Origin of the sequence: Streptomyces sp. NPDC047869 (genome assembly GCF_040704065.1) — a bacterium.
GTDB lineage: Bacteria > Actinomycetota > Actinomycetes > Streptomycetales > Streptomycetaceae > Streptomyces.
Genome location: NZ_JBEYRK010000007.1, coordinates 26,691 through 45,671, shown reverse-complemented (window position 1 = coordinate 45,671; position 18,981 = coordinate 26,691). Strand labels below are relative to the sequence as shown.

Below are 18,981 nucleotides of genomic sequence, written 5' to 3'. Positions count from 1 at the left end.
ATGCCTGCCTGACATAGGCGGCGAAGGCGCTCCACTGCTCTGCGGAGAAGGTGAGTGCGGCACTCGCCGCCCGGGGAATCCCGTACGGCTCGGAGGCATCGCACGCCGCCGTGGCCGTCACGGCGGAACTGGCGGCGAACGCGGTCACGCACGGCCGGCTGCCCGGCCGGGACTTCAGGCTGTCACTGGTACGACTCCCGGACGGCGTTCGTACCGAGGTCACGGACACCCGCCCGGACCGCCTCCCGAAGACGGCAGCCACGCCCACCGCCCCCGACGCACTGAAGTCGGAGACGAGTCGGGGCCTGCTCCTCGTCGCCGCGTACGCCGACACGTGGGGCTGCCAGACGCGAGACGCCCACACGGAAACCGTGTGGGCGGAGATCACGCATTCATCGTGACCGGACGGTCCGGCGGGCACCGCGCGATCAGGAGACGAACGCCCGCAGCAGCGCGGCGAAGGCGGTCAGCTCCTCGATCATCTGCTTCGGGAGCGGCTTCTCGTCGAAGTGGGCGATCCGGTTACGGATGTCCTTCACCCGCTCCAAGCGGCCGATGAACTGCTCCCGGGGCATGTTCGGCCACTTCAGGGCCTCCCAGTTGAGATCGGCCCGCTCGGCGAGCGACTGCTTCGTCTGGTCTCCGTCCAGGAGCCTCAGGTAGTCGCCGAACATCAGGTCCGACACCTGGCCGGTGCGGTGCTCGGGCTTCTTGTTCGTCTGGACGGCTTTGACGGACTCCTCGTCCAGGGCCGCGCCCAGACAGCGGCGCAGCAGGGACTCGATCTCCCCGACGATGAAGAAGGGCCGCGCCGACCCTTCGAAGCGCTCCGTGACGTCCGCGGCGGTGACGATGCCCGACAGACAGCCGTCGTCGCCGCGCACGAGCAGGTAACCGTGCTCCTTGACCACCGGGAGGGCCGCGAAGAGCTCCTGGCGCGCGTCCGCGACCGGCAGGGAGTCCTTCTCCATGGCGTTCTCCAGCGTGGCGGGCTTGCCCGCCTCGTACATCCTGGCCACCGAACCCCAGGTGATCACGCCGTGGATCTGCGCCAGGCCGGTGGTCACCGGCACCTGGGAGAAACTCTCGGTACGCATCAGGAAGGTGGCGTGAGCCAGGGAGTTCCCGAGGGTGACGCCGCGCACGCCCCGCTTGGCCGACGGGATGTCACCGAGCAGCAGCCGCTGGGGAAGCGAGGGGAGCGCCTCGTCCGCCTCATCCCCGGCGTCGCTCCCGACGGGCCCTGCCTGCGCGGGGACGGAGGCGATGGGGACCACGTCGACACTGCTGCGCAGTCCGCAGACCGCGAAGTCCGGCAGTGTCGTCAGTCCCGAGTCCGCCAGCGCCTGCGAGATCAGGTGCACCGTACGGTGGTCGCGGACCCGTACCTGGAACAGGTCGAGGATCCCCTGCACGGGCACGGTGCTGCCCTTGAGCGCTGCGAGTTCCTTCTCGCTGGGCCTGGTGGTCATCGGGCGTCGCCCTCCGAGGAGTCGCGGAGCATGGTGCGCTTGCCCATGGCGGACTGCACCAGGTCCTGCAACTGCCGGGAGCGGTCGGTGTAGAAGCGCTTGTAGTCGCTCTCGCGCAGCGCCTCCGGATCGACCAGGTGGGTGGCGATCACGTCGTCGAACCACTCGGGGCGCATGTCGGAGGCGGCGATCAGAGTGGAGAGGTAGGACGACGGTGCCCCCAGCATGTCCATCGTGGCGCGGTAGGACAGCGGGGTCTTGTTCACGATCGAGCTCGTCGGCAGGCCCTGGCTGTTGCCCCGGCGGAACCAGGCCTTGGGGAAGATCTGCCGGACGTCCACGCTGTACTCGTCGAGCCGACCTGGGCTGAGCGGGGCGTCGGTGTAGTGCCAGTCGACCGCACCCTGTTTGATCAGCAGGGCGTAGATCCCCTTGTAGGCGGCGCTGTTGCGGGTGGTCAGGGTGTCGAGCCGCTCGGTGAAGAAGAAGGCGTCCGTGACCGTGTCGGGTGCGTGGTCCTCCTGCCGGATCCAGCCGACGAGCTGCTCGACGTCCCGGGTGAAGCGCGTCTCGGTCGACCCGCCGTACATCTCACCCAGTACTCCGCACCAGTACCACTGCTCGATCTTCTCCTCCGGGCCCAGGCCCTCCGTTTTGTCGCCGAGAATGGCGCGGACGGCCGCGAGCGGGACAAGCTGCGTCTTGTACGGAAGGTCGTTGTGCCGGACGATGCACTGCCGCTCCAGGAAGTCACCCACCCAGGCGAAGGCCTCGGCCAGTTCGGGCGCCAGGCGGACGAAGTCGGCCAGCGGAAGGTCCAGCAGGTCGCGCCGCTTGCATGAGACCGCGGCCCCGACACCCGCCTCCTTGCGCTCCCAGGTGCGTACCAGGGCGATGGCCTGCAGGAAGTCGATGCTGCTCAGGCCATTCTCGAGCCCGCTCTCCAGCCGGCCGAAGACCGGGTACTTCGACGCCAGCGTCTGCTTGATGTCCCGCCACACCTCGGGAAGTTGGTAGTAATCCCCGGTCCGTTCCACGTACTCGGGGTCGCCCGCGTAGGTGGCGGTGAGCAGTTCGAAGACGTTCAGGGGCACGCCGCCGGTGTTGACGCGCTCGAACACCGCGCAGACGGCGTCCATGGAGGTGGAGGCGCCCAGCCGGATCATCGGGACCTGGAAGGCGCGGACCTGCTGGAGGACCAGCTCGTCGAACTGGCCCCAGCGGTCCCAGTTCCGGTCCTCGTCCGCCTTGATGTAGCCCTTCTTCCACTGGTTGACGCGCTGGGCATCGAAGACGAGGTGCAGCGGGAAGAGGCCCGCCGCGCACTCGGCCTCCTCGGTTCGCAGATCCAGTACCACCGTGCGGTTGAAGTCGGTGCGCAACACCTTGTCCGCCGGGACGGACAGGATCGCCTCGTCGCGGTCGGCGGACGGTCCGACGGCCTTCTCGATGTCGACGTAGTACCAGCGCTCGATGGGCTTGCCGCGGGAGTCGGACGTCTCCACCGGGGCGTCCAGCCACAGTGCCTGGAAGAGGGAGGTGAGGCGCTGCTGTCCGTCCAGCAGCAGGAGATCCGCCTTCGGATCGCCCTCGGGGCGGGCCCCCGTGAGCGTGCGGGAACGGAAGCGGGTGGCACCACCGGTCTGCAGCGTCATCACCACACCGAGCGGGTAGTCCAGCGTCACTGTTGCGATGATCGCCCTGATCCGGTCGTCGTCCCACTTCCAGTTCCGCTGGAAGTCGGGCAGTTGTAACGCCCCGGAGGCGACATCCGCGAGTACGTCCCTGAGCTTTAGATTGTCCAGTGCCGCCATGTGTCTCTCTTCTCACCCTGCCGCACGTACGGAGAGTGATTCCAGCAGCGCTCTGCGGTGACCGTCAACCTGTTCGCCGAAGAACGAGATCATCGCGAGCACCGTCCAGCTGAGGTTTCGAGCTCAGGGCTTCGAAGAGAGCGGCAGCGGGCTCGCTGCAGCCAGTGGCGAATGCTGCGAAGAGGGGCGGCCCGCTTTCCAGCAGGCCGCCCTTGAAGGCGCTACGCGTTGCGCTTCACGTGGTTGAGCACGTTCATCCCCGCGCTGAGGACGGCGATGAACGCACCACCGCTGCTCGTGAGAGTCGCCAACGGGCTGACATCGAACGCCATCGTCGTGACGGCAGTGCCGAGAGAGACCACACCGGAGACGAGAGTGACGATGGTGATGTCACGCGCCGGGTGGTGGCACGCCTGATGGGTCGAGTTGGTCGACACCGTTCCTCCATTGACTTGTTGGCTCGCTTGCGGGAAGAGGGCACGACTCACCGAGGTGAGTGGTCCTTCCCAGCGATGCGCGTACGAGCTCTACGGAGCCCGCAACCAGCAGGTTGCTGATATGTGCGCGCATGAAGAGCGAGTCAATGAGTCCCCCGGGAACGCGGTGTCGGTCTGCGGAGCAATTGTGCCGCCCCCAGTGTTACTGCGCGGACAGTTCCGGAGGTATGGCCGAATACCACCGGTGTGTTGTCCGACTGCGGCCTCCACTTGAGCGGTGACTCGGCCGCGGAAACTCGTAGGTCTGTATCCGGCACCGTACGGCAGCGCTCAAAGCAGAGTGTCGGCGTAGCCCGGCCCTGCCTTTTTGGATCATGCGAGGCAGGGGGGCGGGGGGTTGGCTGTGAGCGGGGCGGCGGCGCCGTGTAGGCAGGCGGCGCTGAAGACTCGGCCGGTCGCCGGAGACGACTGCGCAGGCGCAGATCAGCAGCAAGCCGACCAGGGGTTACCACCGCCCGCGACGCGAACGCGGGTCGGTACGCGCTGGAGGTGGACATGCAGACGGCCGTCATCCTGCTGGTCGGGGGCCAGTTTCACCAGGACGGCAGGGATCCGGGGGATCGGAGTGGTAGGCACGGGACCGCAATGTGACTAGTTGACGTAGACACCCTGGTGATCACTGGGCTCGCGCCTGCGCCTTGCCGCACCAACTCCTACTGAACACAGGCAATCTACGCGGTCCCGAGACTTGCAACCGCCCTGCCGTCGGCCACGGTGCTGACACCACGTGAGTGCGAGCACGCCTGCACCTACGCGGGCAGCGCGGGGAACAAGACCACCGAGCCGTCCTTGTCGCGGGCGATCTCGATCGCCACGTCCGTCGTGGAGCCGTTGGCCATCACGCCGTCGCCCAGCCTGTGGAGCCGGTTCGCCGCGCGCATCAGGCGGTCGACTTCACCGGTCGTGAAGACGGGCCGCAGATCTTGCGTCCGCTCGCGCTCGGCTCACCGGATCATCGGCGGGCGTCGACGAGAATCAGGACGCTGATCGGCCAGTCTTCCCGCGCCGTCGTGCAAGGACGAGGGCCCTGATCACTTCTTGGACTTCTGGAGTCTGGCGGCGGGGATGCGCTTCTTGCCCATCTCGATGATCAAGCCGGCGGCCTTGAACGTGAGGTTGAGGGCGACTGTCTCGGGGACCTGCTGGTCGGGGCCGAGATGTCCGGTGATGTAGTCGCCCATCCGGACATCCGGGTCCAGGCGTTTGAGGACCATGTAGGCGATGGACTCGGCCTCGACCTCGTTGCGTGCACGGACCTTCACGGCATCCTCGTCCAAGAGAGGCCGCACGTACCGGTCGGGCCAGGTTTCCCCGGGGCCTGCGCCGAGGTGTCCGCAGAACAGATGGCCGAGCTCGTGGGCGAGCGTGGCGTAGCGGTCCAGCAGAGGCAGGTTCCGGTTGACCTCGATCTCGAACAACGTCGGGTATGTCTCCGGTCGGTCCCCAGTCCTGCTGCCGGGACGCTCGACGGAACTGCCGGACCTGCTGCGGTACGTGCGTCCGCATGAGGAGGCCCCGTGGTCGACCAGGGTGAGCCGGATCCCCAGGGGTGCGAGGTTCGTCTCGGTGTGGTGCCAGACCTCGGCGACTTCCTTTTCCCCGGCTCTGGAGGACACCGATACCGGGGCGGTGATCCTCTTGGGCAGAGGCAGGGCCCCGGGCAGGGCTTCGGTGTCCCCGACGTCGTACACGAGCACGTAGGGCCCACGGGGCTGGAAGATCAGCAGAGGCTGGGCACCGGGCTTGAGCACCCTCCGGTACTTCGACAACCACTCCGAGGAGGACAGGACGTAGCGTGCCCCCGGCTTCTGGATATGGACCACCATCGCGTTGAACGGCGCGTACCGCTTGAACCGACCGACGAATTCCAGCATCTGCAGGTAGTCCGAGGACGAGCGATAGCGCTGGGCGCCGCGGACGAGGTCGTCGATCGAGGCCTTGGCCAGGTCTGCCTGGAAGACCTCGACCTCCTCGTCCCAGGGCAGATCGAGTCCATGCTGCACACTCACCGGTTCCTCGGGGTCGAGGGGAATCTCGCGCAGCCGCTTCCAGTCCGCGAGTTGTCCATCGGCCCAGCCGGGCTCGACCATGTGCGCGAACGACAGCAGCCCGGTCACATGGGCGTCCAGCTCGGCCAAATCCTTGAACTTCTGGTGACGGCGGTGCTGCTCGATACCGAACGCCGCGGCCCCTCGCACATGCTTGGTGATGCGGCGCTTGTGCTCGCGTGTCAGGCGAGGAGCTGAACCTTCGACGAGGATGCCCAGCACGCTGCGGCGCGCACCGGGACGGGCCACATAGGTCTTCTTCGTGTTGAGCTTCATGCCGAGCGGTTCCAGGGCCTTCTTCACCCCGGCCACGAGACGGTCGACGTCGTCGTGGTGAACGAGCGCACGGCTCGAGAAGTACAGGTCGTCGCTGTATCGGGTGTAGCGGAACCCCAAGGACTCAGCTTGGTGGGTGACGACCTCGTCGACGTCGCGCATGACGATGTTCGACAGGTACCCGCTTGTGGGGGCGCCCTGTGGAAGGAACCCCTCGCGGGTGTGCTTGTGGATTAGGTTGGGCCGGCGGACGGAGAAGTTCTGTCCGGTGGCCTCCAGGCGCACGATGCGATGCCCCGTGCCACGGTTCGTCCAGGTGTGGTTCGGCTCAGGCGGCGACACGGTGACCAGCCGGGCCGTAGTGTACGTGCCCAGGGTGCGGCCGGTACGACGCAGGACGATTTCCCGGTGGCCCTCGTCGTTCTCCGCAAGATCGATCCGGTATCCGCGCTCCGTCGGGTGAGCCCAGGCGTCCTTCAGAGCGGCGTGGACGTGCCGTTCTCGGATACTCGCGAAGAAGTCGGCGATGTCCAGGCGGATCACGGTGTGGGCTCGCAGATGGACGGCGGCGCAGTCCACGACCGAGCGGCCGCGTCGGTAGGCGAACGCTGCAGGGTGCGGCTGAAAGCCGGCTGGCAGAGTCTCCAGGCGGGCCAGGATTTCCTGCTGCATCTCGGACAACCGCGGGACCGGAGCGTGCAGGGTCCGCAGTCCGCCGCGGCGCTTGGGTATTCGGTGCTCGGTGTAGGGGTAGATCGAGCCGCGTACCACCGCCTCAAGGAACTGGTCCGGGGTGAGATCCGCGAAGTCGTCTGTCGTCGTCACCGAACCGTCTCGTCCCTGCCTGTGAGACGCAGTCGGCGAGCCTCACCTTGAGTGTGGTTTTTCCAAGCCCGACAGGCGGGCGGTCCGCTGTATCCCTCCGCCGCCCTGTGCAAGCACAGGGACCGATCCCCAGCACCCGGTGTGATCAGCACCAGGTGCCCCAGACCGGAGGGCCCATCGCAAGGGATGGGTTCCTGAGACCCGCCGACTGCGTTGAGCCGGATCGTAACCTCCCTGCAGGTCGAACTCACAGGCAGGTCGCCTGATGGCACGCCGTACTACGGTGCTCCGCACGCTGCTTGGCAGCACGACACGGCTGCGGCGTCGGCCTGCACGTGATCGTCCCGAACGGTGAGGGTGGCAGCGCGGACGGCAACACACTCTGACTTATGATCATTAACCGGACATCATGATTCCTCGCCGAGGCCCTGATGTGCAGGGAGATGGAACACTGGTCCCCGTGAGCACCACCGGATCAAGGCGCCCCGCCCAGGTCAGCGCCGCCCGCCGCCGTACCGTCATCGACGCCCTGCGCCGTGGCGCCGTACCCGAGAGCGGGCTGGACCTGCTCGCCACCGGGCTGGACCGGTTCGAGACGGCGCTCGACGGGGAACTGGACGCGGTCGCCTCCGGCGGGTCTGTATTCAAGGCAGTGCGCGGTGAGTATGGGTCCGGCAAGACGTTCTTGACCCGGTGGCTGGGGGAGCGGGCCAAGCGGCGCAACTTCGCCGTGGCCGAGATCCAGATCTCCGAGAACGAGACCCCGCTGCACAAGCTGGAGACCGTCTACCGGCGGCTCACCGAGCGGCTCACCACGCCCAGCTTCCCGCCCAGCGCGCTGCGGCCGGTCGTGGACGCCTGGTTCTACGCGCTGGAGGAGGACACCCTCGCCGCCGGCGCGACCGAGGAGGAGCTGCCGGAAGAGGTCGAGAAGCTCCTCGTCGCCCGGCTCGCCGAGGTGTCCCGGCACGCGCCGTCCTTCGCCACCGCGCTGCGCGGCTACCGGGCGGCGCTCGCCGAGGGAGACGAGGCCACCGCCGCCGCCGTGCTCGCCTGGCTGGGCGGCCAGCCGCACGTGGCCGCCGCGGCACGCCGGTCGGCGGGAGTGCGCGGCGACCTCGACCACTTCGGCGCGCTCGGCTTCCTGCAGGGCCTACTCACCGTGCTCCGCGACTCCGGGCACACCGGCCTCTTCGTCGTCCTCGACGAGGTGGAGACCCTCCAGAGGGTCCGCTCCGACGCCCGCGACAAGGCGCTCAACGCGCTGCGGCAACTCATCGACGAGGTTCACTCCGGGCGCTTCCCCGGTCTGTACCTCGTCATCACCGGCACGCCGGCCTTCTACGACGGCCAGCAGGGCGTCCAGCGCCTGGCCCCGCTCGCCCAGCGGCTCGCCACCGACTTCACCACCGACACTCGTTTCGACAACCCCCGCGCGGTACAGATCCGGCTGCCCGGCTTCACTCAGGAGTCCCTGGTCGGCCTCGGCGTCACCATCAGGGACCTGTACACGGACGCCGCATCGTCGTCCGAGCGTGTGCGGACCGTCGTCGACGACTCCTACGTCGCGGACCTCGCGCGGGCCGTCGGGGGAGCGCTGGGCGGGAAGGTCGGAGTGGCGCCCAGGCTGTTCCTGAAGAAGCTCGTCGGGGATGTCCTCGACCGCGTGGACCAGTTCGACGACTTCGACCCCCGAAAGCATTACAAGCTGACCGTCGCGAGCAGCGAGCTCACCGACGTGGAGCGGAACCTGGCCGCCACGGTCACCGGCGGTTCCGCGTCCGCCGATGACATCGATCTGGAGTTGTGATGGCGGACGCCGATAGCTCGACCGGGGCAGACTCGGCCGAAGGAGGGGCCGACGTATTGGACCGGCTCGACCCCGTCGTCCTGCACCACATCGTCAACACCCTCGGCTGGCGCGACCTGCGCCCTCTCCAGCGGGCGGCGATCACTCCGCTCATGGAGGGCGAGGACACTGTTCTCCTGGCACCGACGGCCGGCGGCAAGACCGAGGCGGCCTGCTTCCCGCTGCTGTCCGCGATGGCCGAACAGCGGTGGACCGGCACCTCGGTGCTGTACCTGTGCCCCCTCAAGGCGCTCCTCAACAACCTGGTCGGTCGCGTCGACACCTACGCCCAGTGGCTGGGGCGGCGCGCAGCGCTCTGGCACGGTGACACCAAGGAGTCGCAGCGGCAGCGCATCCGCACTGAGGCGCCGGACATCCTGCTGACCACGCCCGAGTCGCTCGAGGCGATGCTGATCGGCGTCAAGACCGACCACGCACGGCTGCTGGGCAGTGTGCGGGCCGTCGTCGTCGACGAGGTGCACGCCTTCGCCGGCGACGACCGCGGCTGGCATCTGCTGGCCGTACTGGAACGGCTCGAACGGGTCACCGGCCGACCCATCCAGCGCATCGGCCTGTCCGCGACGGTCGGCAACCCGGAGCAGTTGCTGCGCTGGCTGCAGGGAGCCAGCGCGGGAAGCCGAACCGGACGCGTCGTCGCCCCGGGGGTGATGCTGCCCGCTTCAGGTGGGATGGGCGACGCCCAGAAGACCGCTGCTGAGCAGCTTCCCCGTCCCGCGGGCGAGGTGGAGCTGGACTACGTGGGCTCCCTCGACAACGCCGCCAAGCTCATCGCCGCCCTGCACCGGGGCGAGAAACGCCTCGTCTTCTGCGACTCGCGCCGCCAGGTCGAGGAACTGGGCGCTGCGCTGCGGGCCCGCGAGGTGAGCGTCTTCCTGTCCCACGCCTCCCTCTCCGTCGACGAACGCACCCGCTCCGAGCAGGCGTTCGCCGAAGCGCGCGACTGCGTCATCGTCTCCACGTCCACCCTTGAACTCGGCATCGACGTAGGCGACCTGGACCGCGTCATCCAAATCGACTCACCGTCCTCCGTTGCCTCCTTCCTGCAGCGCATCGGGCGCACCGGCAGGCGCGCCGGCACCGTACGCAACTGCCTGTTCCTCACCACCCGCAAGGACACCCTGCTCCAAGCGGCCGGGCTGCTGTTGCTGTGGTCACGCGGTTGGGTCGAACCGGTCGTCCCACCGCCTGAGCCTCGCCACCTCGTGGCGCAGCAGCTCCTCGCCGTCACCCTGCAACAGCACAAGCTCGGCGACCAGATGTGGGACCGGCAGTGGAACGGCCTTCCTCCCTTCGACCGGTCCGCCGCCCCGATACTGCGCTTCCTCACCGAAAAGGGCTTCCTCGACAGCGACGGCGGCCTGCTGTTCGTTGGACCAGAGGCAGAACGCCGTTTCGGTAAGCGGCACTTCATCGAGCTCACGGCGTCGTTCACGGCACCTCCGCAGTTCACCGTGCTATCCGGACGAACCGAGATCGGTCGCACTGACCCGAGCGTGCTGACTGAAGAACGCCCCGGACCGCGGCGCCTACTGCTCGGCGGACGCAGCTGGCAGGTCACCTACATCGACTGGCTGCGCAAACGGGTCTTCGTCGAACCCGCAGACGGCGGCGGCATCGCGAAGTGGATGAACGGTGGCATCGCTGGGCTTACCTACACCCTCACACGCGCCATGCGCGAGGTCCTGCTCGGTGAGGACCCACCCGTGTCGCTCACCCGCCGCGCCGAGACATGCCTCGCCGAACAGCGCGAGAATGACGGACCCGACACCGTGCACCCGGGCGGCACACTGATCACGCGCGTCGGCAGAGACGTGCGCTGGTGGACCTGGGCCGGCTACCGCGCCAACGCCACCCTCGCCGCCACCCTCGAGTCGGTCGTCGACCCGTTGCAGCGCCCCGCCGACTGCTGGCTGCGCCTACGCGAGGACCTCACTCCGGCCGACTGGCGCACGGCCCGCGAGAACGCAGGCGAGAGCCTGGTCCTGCCCGACGTGGACCCTCGGGCGGTACGCGGCCTGAAATTCTCCGCTGCCCTCCCGGAACGCCTCGCCGTCGCAACGGTCGCGGCCCGGCTCGCGGACTTCGCAGGAACCCGCTTGGTGCTCGGCGAACCTGTACGTTTTCAGCACGGCGGCTGAACCGGACGATACCGTGTGAACAGGGGGCAGCGTCGTGCTTCCCTTGTACGCTGCCAATTCACGGACAAGTCGTCCCTGACGGACCATCGACATGATCCCCAGGCAGGTGCGACACCGCGCCTCGAGTGGCCTCAGGCGGCATCGCCGCAGGTGAGAGGCTTCGCGCGCGTAGCAAGGAGACGGTCTTCGATGACCCCGGCCACCTTTGGGTTCGACGAAGAGGACACCCGCAAGGTTCAGACCGCCGTACGGGGCGGTCCTGACAGCGGGATCCCTCAGTTCCTCCCCTACGAGAAACAAGCCGCAAGCCGGCTGCGCGAAGAGTACGGCTCCAACGCCTTCAGCTGCGGTGTCCTCCTCGGAGGGTGCGGCAAACTGCTGACCCTGCGTGCCTGTGACGACAAGAAGTCACACTTCGCGCACCGTCCGCCCGTGCGCTGCAACCGCACCGCGCGGGGCGAGAGCAGCGCCGACCACCTCTATATCGGTGAGGCCATCAGCAGGTGGCTCCGCAAACAGGGCCAGCCGAACGTCAGCGTGCAGTACGTCAAGCAGGGGAACGCCCGCAGCGACGCGATCGAGATCCGCTTCGGATCGAAGAAGAAGCGCCGTCTGATTCATGTCCAGATGGCCCGGCGCGCGTTCAAGGAGTGGCAGAGCGACGGGGAACTGCTCGCCGCTCCGGCCGGTAAACCGCCCACCGTCCGCATGTACGGGCCGGACAGCCAGCTCGCCCCGTACGAACTCGAGGCCACTGGGCATGCCCTGCGCTTCCGGTGCGAGACCGCGAACGGCACCCGCGTCGTGCACATCGGGACGCACCTTCCCGGCCACCGGGTCGAATGGACGACTCTTGACCAGTGCCGGCTCGTCCACGCCGGGATCGTCACTCCGTGGCTGAAGGAGAGCCCGTACGGGGTGCAACCCAAGGACGTGGCGGCGCCGGGCACTGCCACGGGACCCGGCACTGGAGAGCGGAAACCGGTCCCGAGCGTCACAGCAGCCGCCCCGGCCGGTCCGGTTCTTCCTCTCATGCCGGGAAAGGTCGCCTTCACAGGCGCCGCGCTGGTGTCCGAGGAAAACGGCCGCCGTATCTACGACGCGGACGCACAGCCCATCGGATCAGCCATGTTCCGTGCCCGGATCTCTTTGCCGACCTCGGCCATGGCTCCGAGGCCCGACCACGTGTATGCGTTGACCGAACGAGCGGCCGTGCTCAGCGGGCCGCAGGGCACCGGTCCCGCGTCGCCGTGGGCCCTGCGTGCCGAGGGGTTCGTTCGCATCCCCGCCACGAAGGCGGCGGAATGGGAGCTGCTCGATCCATCCAGTCACATCGCCGCACAGGACGCTTCCCCCGCCGGGGCGGCGACCGCTGTCCCGAAGCGGAATGCCGCACCGGCGCCGGAGGCGGCCACCGACGAGGCACCGGCAGCACCCGTTGCCGCACCCATGGCGCCCGTCTCCTCCCCGGACGGCCGTCTCGTCGGCGGGCTGAGCCGCGCCCTGCTGAAGACGGCCCGCGAAGGCTCCACCATCACCTGGCACGAACTGCTCGAGCAGGCCGGGGTGAACGCCCAAAGTGTCAGTCAGGCACGTCAGATGCGCCTCCTCACCGCAGTCGACGCGCCGCACGCCAAAGCGCGCAGGCCGTTGCTGTCCAGTCTGATCACCTTCTCCAGACAGGCACAGCCGAATGATGTGCCGCCTCCCTTCTTCCGCCAGGTACTCCTGGCTCTCGGCTGGCCTCACTGGACCGACGCGGCACGAGCGGCCGACATCTGGAGGGAGCACCGGCAACGTCTTCATCGCGCACACCGCGCGCTCCCCGGACGGCACGCGGCGTCGGAGGGCAGGCCCGAGTCCTCCGGCCTGCCAACGGCACGAGAAGGAGAGAGACCCCAGGCACGTCTCCTCGCCATCCTCCGGCACCTCGACGCGGTAGGCGACGAACTCTCGTTCGTGGACCTCTACCGGCTTCTGGAAGAGGCGGACCGCCTGGTGTCGCGGATCGGGGAGCCCTTCCTGCCGGGCACGAGCAAGGAGCGACTGCACCACTGGCGCACCGTCTTCCGCGGGCGCAGAGGAGCACCGTCCGATCGGAGCCGGGAGAACCAGGAAGGGGCGGAACCGGCCAAGGCTTCCGACATAGCGGCGCGTGTGGTCTTCGATCGGATGGCCGACGAGTTCCGTGCCGCCCGCGAGGCCGGTGATCTCATGCGGGCGAAGCAGGTCCGCAGCGACATGGGACCCGTCTACGCCCTGCGTCTCTCACTCAAAGACCGCGAGGCGGTCACGGGCCTGATGCGTGACTTCAAGCAATGGGTGCGCGACCAGGAGCGGAAGTCTCCGGCTGATCCCTCGCTGCAGGCCATCCGGGCCATCATCCAGGACCTCGGAACGCGCAGACGTGCACTGACCACGGCCGAACTCGCGTCTGCCCTTGAGGAGATTGACCGACTGCGTCGCCGCCGCTCCAAAGACCTGCCGAAGTCGGAAAGGCAAGCGCTGGTTCGCTGGCATAACAACCTCCGGCATCGGCGGCAGGTGGAGGGGAGCGGTGATGCCGGCTTGCCGATCGACAGGGTGACGCACCCCGCCGATGGCGGAGACAGAGCGCCTGGAAAACTACCCATGGACGTCCTTCGTCCTCTCGCCGTCCGGGTACGCGCCGTTCTTCAGGACGTGGCACGTGCCGGAACCACCGTCACTTGGGGAGACTTGCGCCGTCGCCTGGGCGGGGAGCTGCCCCACCTTCATCCGGACGACCAGGGAGAGATCCTCGTGATGGTCGACGGTGACACACCCGCGAACGAGCCGTTGCTGTCCGCGCTGGTCGCCGGCGCCGATCTGTCGCCGCACGGCCTCTACCGGCACCTCCGCCACAGTCTGGGCCGAGAGCGCGTACCGGACGTGTCCCTCGAGATGCACTGGCGCATGGACGTCTTCCGGCTCCACCAGCTCTGGCGCCACCGCTGATCATGTGATGGCCACGCCAGCCGGACCGGTTGCGGCTCAAGGCTTGAGACTCGTAGGCGCGCGTCGGCCCGGACCGTGTGCCGGACGGCTGGCCGCCTTCGGGCTGTGCGGCCGGGGCCAACAGGTGCCACTGAGCTCCTCGTCGCGTCCTGCCCGCTATATGGGCTCTCTCACAAGCTGCGTGCCTCTGGCGAACGGTTCACTGCGTGGATGTGGTCTGCTCGGCGTCACGTACGCGGGAGTAGTCGTTTTCCGCCATTGGTGTCGGGAGCCGAATGCACTGTCGGATTCCACGGGTCACCGGCGTGATGTGGTTCTACCCGGTTCGCCCTATTTGGGTAGCTGAACCGGAGAGGCTAATTCCTGCCCGCATGTGAAGGAAATCGACGGGAACCGTGTCGATCTTTGCCCGCTTGCTCTGACAACTTGTGCGAGCCCCGTGGCCGTTGGGGCTCCCGGCGCTTGTCTTCTTGTGGGGGAAAGCCATGCGCACACGTGCCTTCGGCACGTCTCTTCGCCATGCCGGGAAGAGATCAGGATCGGCTGCCGCGGTGGCGGCGGTGACGGTGGCGGCCCTAGCGGCGGCCGTTCTGCCGGCCGCGACGGCGGGTTCGACCCGCTGCAGCGAGAGACGGTTCGCCACCTCCAGGACGGCTCCCAGACCCTGCTCGCCTACACGGCGGCCGGCAACGTGGACTACTACCAGGACCCGGCAGGGACGATCGACTACACCTGGAACGAGGTCAACAAGCTCACCGAGCTGAAGGACCCGCAGGGCGCGGTGACCAAGTACGGGTACAACAACAACGACGTCCGCACCTCCACCACCTACCCCGGCGGCACGGTGCAGAAGGTCGACGTCGACGACTCCAGCCGCCCGAAGTCCATCAAGGTGACCTCCGACCAGGGCACCCTGGTTGACCTCGGCTACACCTACGGCTACGGCACGAACGCTGCCACCGACGGCGCCAAGGTCCGCACCAGCACGGACGGCGTCACCGGGCTGAAGCGCACCTACTCCTACGACGGCGCGGGCCGCTTTTCCTACGCCAAGGAGGAGAAGAACGGCACGATCGCCGACTCCTGGCAGTACTGCTACGACCTGGCCGGCAACCTCACCTCCCAGGGCACCGACCAGGGCTGCCCGCGCGGCACCACCTACACCTACAACGACGCCCAGGAGCCCACCGCCAAGTCCAGCACGAGTGGCAGTTGGTCCTACGACGCCATCGGCAACGAGACCGCCGGCGCCTCCACCGACGACTACACCCGCACCGGCGAGACCTGGACCGACTACTCCCAGACGTCGTCGATCACGGTGAACGGCAAGACGTACGCCGGGCAGTACGGTTCCACCGACCAGAGCGAACGCATCCGCCTCGGTGCACCTACTTCCACAACGGCCCCCTGGGCCTGTCCGCCAAGTCGACCGCCGGTGTGGACATGGGCTTCAACCGCGAGCCCAGGGGCACCCTGAACTCCATGACCGCCGGGGGCAAGAGCTACTACTACCTCACCGACGCCATCGGTTCGGTGACCGGTCTGGCGGACGTCGACGGCAACAAGGTCGACACCTACACCTACAGCCCCCGCGGCGTGCGCATCCTGGCCCAGTCCTCCGAACCGGTCGCCCAGCCCTACCGGTTCGCCGGCAACTACCAGGACCCCACCGGTCTTTACCACCTGAAGGCCCGCTACTACGACGCCAACGTCGGCCGCTTCACCCAGACCGACCCCTCCGGCCAGGAGCAGAACCCCTACCTCTACGCCGAGGGCGACCCCGTCAACCACATCGACCCCAACGGGCTGTGGAGTTGGTCGGTCGGTGGAGACGTGTGCTTCTGGGTCTGCCTGGGTGGTGGATATTCCAAGGACGACTCAGGAAACAGCGGGCCCTATCTGAAGATCGGAGTGGGACTTCCAGGTGTAGGAGGAGGCTTCGAAGGGTTCACAGGCGGAGCGGACGCCGGGCCGTCCGCCTATGGAGGCTGCGCCGCTGGATACGGGACGGTAGGAGCCCAGATCGGGGGACAGGGTGGATCTCCCACGCTCAGCGGCAGTGGTGGGCTGGGAACGTACGCCTCGACTCCCACATGCAGTGGCGGGTTGCAGATCCAATTCTGACGTCCGGCCCGAGTACCCGCGGCCTGTGCTCGCCCCATGACGGGGCGGGCACAGGCGCTGTCCAGAAACAGGAGGCTTAGATGAGGATGTTCCTGTCCGTTTTCGCTATTCTTGCCGGGCTGGGTCTCATTCTTTACAGCAAGAGGTTTGCGCGCGCAGCGGTGAGCCAGGACAACGTGTTCGGCAGGGCGAATGCGTCTGCGGGAAAGGCGGGCGTGCGAATGGGCCCAATGATCATCGGAGTCTTCATGATCATCGTCGGCGTCCTCGCAGCCACAGGCCTTGTCGCTGTCGAATGACGGTCAGACGAGGAATGCAGTAATGACCTGCGTGCTCTCCGCCGTTCTCCTACTCCTTGGCACCATGATGGTCTTGAGAGGCATCGCAAAAAGGTTGGATCTGCGTAGGGCTGGCTGTGGTGTACACCGCATTCGTTTTCGTGGCGATGCGAATCAAGGCGAGCGGGCAACAGTGGAATGCCGCACGGCATTCGAGGAAGTCGTGATCGCGCGAGTGGAGGCACAAGGTAGGTGTGGACAGAATCCGGCTTGACCGTACCCTCGCTGAATGCGCCTACGGGCGTCATTATCACGGCATTTTTCGTGGCGGTCGCCGTCGTCTGTGCCGTCTACTTCCTTCAGCGGAAGTAGACGGTCACTTACACCAAGTATCTTCCTGGCCGCGCAATCTCGGACCGATAATCTCTCGCACCGCCACGTGAGGATGACGCCAAGATGCTGACGATACTGATCGTGGCCGGCGTCGTAGGGGCCCTGTGCGGCGTGGTCGGCGTGGTCCTCACTCAGCGTAAACGAGGCACCTCCGAACCCCCGTGATCAGCGGCGTGAACGCGGGCCATGACGGGGCCAATTGAGGGAAACAGGAGGCACTCACGTGCAGGAACTTCTCCAACTCGCCAATGACCGGCCCGACGGACCTTCCTGGTCCCCGTATCTGGCCGTTGGCCTTTTCGTCCTGGCCGGAATTGTCATGTTCGGCCTGTACGCTCGCAGTCGGCGACGCGGCAAGTAGACAAGCGGCGCAGGTTAGCCATGGCGCGGGCAGGCACCGACGGGGCGGGGTCCGGGCGTTGGCTTCTCAGCCGGGCAGATCAGCGCAGAGGGCGCTCACCTTGTCATGGGCCGCCCCTGCCCCGGCGCCCTTCACGTCGAAGGTCTGCAGACGCCTGGTGATGTCCTGAAAGGCCTTGTCCAGAGCCTCGTAACGGTGGTCCAGTTGGGCCGCGGACTGGGCCGGAGCGGCAGCACCGCCGGCGCGGGCGAAGTAGGCCCTGGAGGTGTCGTCGTCGCTGTACACCTTGCTCAACGCCGGAACCCGTTCCCACGCCTGGCAGGCGGCCGCCGCATCCGCCGCCGCGCTGTCAACGCCGGTCCCGGACGCCGCGCTGTCCGGGCCGGCCCACACGAGCCAGCCGATGCCGATGCCCGCACCGGCGGCGACGACGGCGGCAGCCAACGGCGCGATCCACTGGGAGGGAGCACGACGGCCTGTGACTGGAGTCGGCGAGGTAGAGGGAGGAGGTGGTATCGGAGCAGAGGCAGTCGTCGAAACAACTTCCGTCGATATACGCAGAGACAACGCCAACTCGGTAACCGGCAGTAAGTGAACCACTTCTTTCGCCGAACCATGCTGCCGCTACGACGGCCACTGATCGTGCGCACGCTCATCTCTTCCCCCGGATCGCGCGAATGATCTCCGCGACGGCGGACAGGGCCGCCGCGCGGTGTTCCGAGGCCGTGCCGTCACGGCGACTCGCGCCACGAGCACTGCGGTGACAGCGACAACGGTCATCCCCCGATGGCGGGGTGCTGCCGTGGGGTGAGGATCGGCTTCGCCGGTGCCGGCTGCCTGACGGCCGTTCGTTCCTGTTGGTCGGCGGCCTCCGAGAGCCTGATCGACTGGGTCCGTGCGTCGTCGCCCGCTGTCATCTCGTCGATGAGGGGCGCACGCCCCGCCCAGCATCGAACGGCGACCCGCGCCTTTCTACTCCGGTGGCGTAGGCGTCTCGGCCGTGCGGTACATCGCCTGGACGTCCAGCTCCAGTTGTACGGTCGGGCCGACGACCGCGATGCCGCGGGCCAGCATGGAGCGCCAGTTGAGGGTGAAGTCCTCGCGGTGCAGCTCCGCCTTCGCCAGGGCCGCGCAGCGCAGCTCCTGCTCGTAACCGCCGTTCACCGTACCGAGGTACGTCGTGTCCAGGCCCACGGAGCGGCTGGTGCCGTGCATGGTGAGCGTGCCGTTCAGCGTCCACCTGGAGCCGCCCCGGTAGACGAACCGGTTGCTGGTGAAGTCGATGTACGGGTAGCGCTCGACGTCCAGGAAGTCGGCGGAGCGCAGGTGGTTGTCGCGTGTCTTGTTGCCCGTGGCGATGCTGGATGCGTCGATGCGTACCGAGACCTGGGAGTCGGTCACGTCCGGGGTGACGCGGATGCCGCCGGTGAAGCGGGTGAAGCGGCCGTGGACGTGGGCCATGCCCACGTGCTTGGCGATGAACCGGATCGCGGTGTGCGGCGGGTCGAACAACCAGGTGCCGGGCGGTGGGAGTTCCAGCTGACGGGCGGGCAGCAGCGCGATGCGGACCAGGGGAAGGGTGGCGTCGGCGACTATGTCGACGTTGCTGCGGGCCGGGGTGAGGCCCTCGGCCGAAGCCATCACGCTGTAGGTGCCGGGCGGCAGCGCCGCCATGAAGAGGCCGTACGGGTCGGTGGTGCCGCGGGCGACGACGCGGTGGCTGTCCAGCGCGGTCACCGTGATCTCGGCGCCGGGCATGGGCTGCCCCATGGGATCTACGACCTCGCAGCCGTACGCGCCCGCGCCGGCCGGCAGGGGCACCGCCAGGCCCGGCGCGGCGCCGGAAGCGTCGCGGGAACGCCGACGCCGGAGCAGTCCGAGGGCCATGCTGTTCACCTTTCCTCGCACG

Annotated in this window: 12 protein-coding genes and 1 pseudogene; 6 read left to right on the top strand and 7 right to left on the bottom strand. The window is 67.7% G+C overall.

Going from position 1 to position 18,981, the window contains the following annotated elements; translation table 11 throughout:
- The first annotated feature begins 50 nt into the window (after positions 1-50).
- On the top strand, positions 51-401 hold the full coding sequence (locus AB0924_RS11695; protein WP_366911254.1) for an ATP-binding protein: 351 nt from the start codon (positions 51-53) through the stop codon (positions 399-401).
- Between the two features lie 27 nt (positions 402-428).
- Here the strand turns inward: AB0924_RS11695 and AB0924_RS11690 are convergent, their stop codons facing one another.
- From AB0924_RS11690 to AB0924_RS11670, 5 genes are all read right to left on the bottom strand, one after another.
- Positions 429-1,472: a CBS domain-containing protein gene (locus AB0924_RS11690; protein WP_366911253.1), complete on the bottom strand. Its 1,044-nt coding sequence runs from the start codon at positions 1,470-1,472 to the stop codon at positions 429-431.
- The gene (locus AB0924_RS11685; protein ID WP_366911252.1) at positions 1,469-3,286 is read right to left on the bottom strand and encodes a DUF262 domain-containing protein; all 1,818 of its coding nucleotides are present in this window, start codon (positions 3,284-3,286) and stop codon (positions 1,469-1,471) included. Before AB0924_RS11685 ends, AB0924_RS11690 begins: the two co-directional genes overlap by 4 nt.
- A 221-nt stretch (positions 3,287-3,507) precedes the next feature.
- Positions 3,508-3,723, bottom strand: a complete 216-nt coding sequence (locus AB0924_RS11680) for a hypothetical protein (protein WP_366911251.1) — start codon at positions 3,721-3,723, stop codon at positions 3,508-3,510.
- 809 nt (positions 3,724-4,532) lie between these two features.
- A complete protein-coding gene (locus AB0924_RS11675; protein ID WP_366911250.1) occupies positions 4,533-4,664 on the bottom strand; it encodes a hypothetical protein in 132 nt (43 codons plus the stop codon).
- 150 nt (positions 4,665-4,814) lie between these two features.
- Positions 4,815-6,932 (bottom strand): RNA-directed DNA polymerase, encoded by a 2,118-nt coding sequence (locus tag AB0924_RS11670; RefSeq protein ID WP_366911249.1) that lies wholly within the window; start codon positions 6,930-6,932, stop codon positions 4,815-4,817.
- Positions 6,933-7,392: 460 nt separating this feature from the next.
- Between AB0924_RS11670 and brxD the strand changes: the two genes are divergently transcribed.
- From brxD to AB0924_RS11645, 5 genes and pseudogenes are all read left to right on the top strand, one after another.
- Positions 7,393-8,742: a BREX system ATP-binding protein BrxD gene (brxD, locus tag AB0924_RS11665; protein ID WP_366911248.1), complete on the top strand. Its 1,350-nt coding sequence runs from the start codon at positions 7,393-7,395 to the stop codon at positions 8,740-8,742.
- The gene (locus AB0924_RS11660) at positions 8,742-10,940 is read left to right on the top strand and encodes a DEAD/DEAH box helicase (protein ID WP_366911247.1); all 2,199 of its coding nucleotides are present in this window, start codon (positions 8,742-8,744) and stop codon (positions 10,938-10,940) included. The genes brxD and AB0924_RS11660 overlap by 1 nt, the downstream gene beginning before the upstream one ends.
- Positions 10,941-11,129: 189 nt before the next feature.
- Complete coding sequence (locus AB0924_RS11655; RefSeq protein WP_366911246.1) at positions 11,130-13,916, top strand: competence protein CoiA family protein; 2,787 nt, start codon at positions 11,130-11,132, stop codon at positions 13,914-13,916.
- Between the two features lie 610 nt (positions 13,917-14,526).
- Positions 14,527-16,040: pseudogene (locus tag AB0924_RS11650) on the top strand (RHS repeat-associated core domain-containing protein); the annotation flags it as partial.
- A gap of 80 nt (positions 16,041-16,120) precedes the next feature.
- Entirely contained in the window at positions 16,121-16,339 is a 219-nt protein-coding gene (locus AB0924_RS11645) for a hypothetical protein (protein ID WP_366911245.1), read from the top strand.
- Positions 16,340-17,138: 799 nt separating this feature from the next.
- Here AB0924_RS11645 and AB0924_RS11640 read toward each other — a convergent pair.
- Together AB0924_RS11640 and AB0924_RS11635 are read right to left on the bottom strand one after the other, a co-directional pair.
- The gene (locus tag AB0924_RS11640) at positions 17,139-17,516 is read right to left on the bottom strand and encodes a hypothetical protein (protein WP_366911244.1); all 378 of its coding nucleotides are present in this window, start codon (positions 17,514-17,516) and stop codon (positions 17,139-17,141) included.
- 528 nt (positions 17,517-18,044) lie between these two features.
- The gene (locus AB0924_RS11635; RefSeq protein ID WP_366911243.1) at positions 18,045-18,959 is read right to left on the bottom strand and encodes a YceI family protein; all 915 of its coding nucleotides are present in this window, start codon (positions 18,957-18,959) and stop codon (positions 18,045-18,047) included.
- Between the last annotated feature and the right edge of the window lie 22 nt (positions 18,960-18,981).

Coding starts and splice junctions, on each gene's coding strand:
- AB0924_RS11690 (WP_366911253.1), bottom strand. CDS start 1,472: ATGACCACCAGGCCCAGCGAGAAGGAACTCGCAGCGCTCAAGGGCAGC.
- AB0924_RS11685 (WP_366911252.1), bottom strand. CDS start 3,286: ATGGCGGCACTGGACAATCTAAAGCTCAGGGACGTACTCGCGGATGTC.
- AB0924_RS11675 (WP_366911250.1), bottom strand. CDS start 4,664: ATGCGCGCGGCGAACCGGCTCCACAGGCTGGGCGACGGCGTGATGGCC.
- AB0924_RS11660 (WP_366911247.1), top strand. CDS start 8,742: ATGGCGGACGCCGATAGCTCGACCGGGGCAGACTCGGCCGAAGGAGGG.
- AB0924_RS11655 (WP_366911246.1), top strand. CDS start 11,130: ATGACCCCGGCCACCTTTGGGTTCGACGAAGAGGACACCCGCAAGGTT.
- AB0924_RS11645 (WP_366911245.1), top strand. CDS start 16,121: ATGAGGATGTTCCTGTCCGTTTTCGCTATTCTTGCCGGGCTGGGTCTC.
- AB0924_RS11635 (WP_366911243.1), bottom strand. CDS start 18,959: ATGGCCCTCGGACTGCTCCGGCGTCGGCGTTCCCGCGACGCTTCCGGC.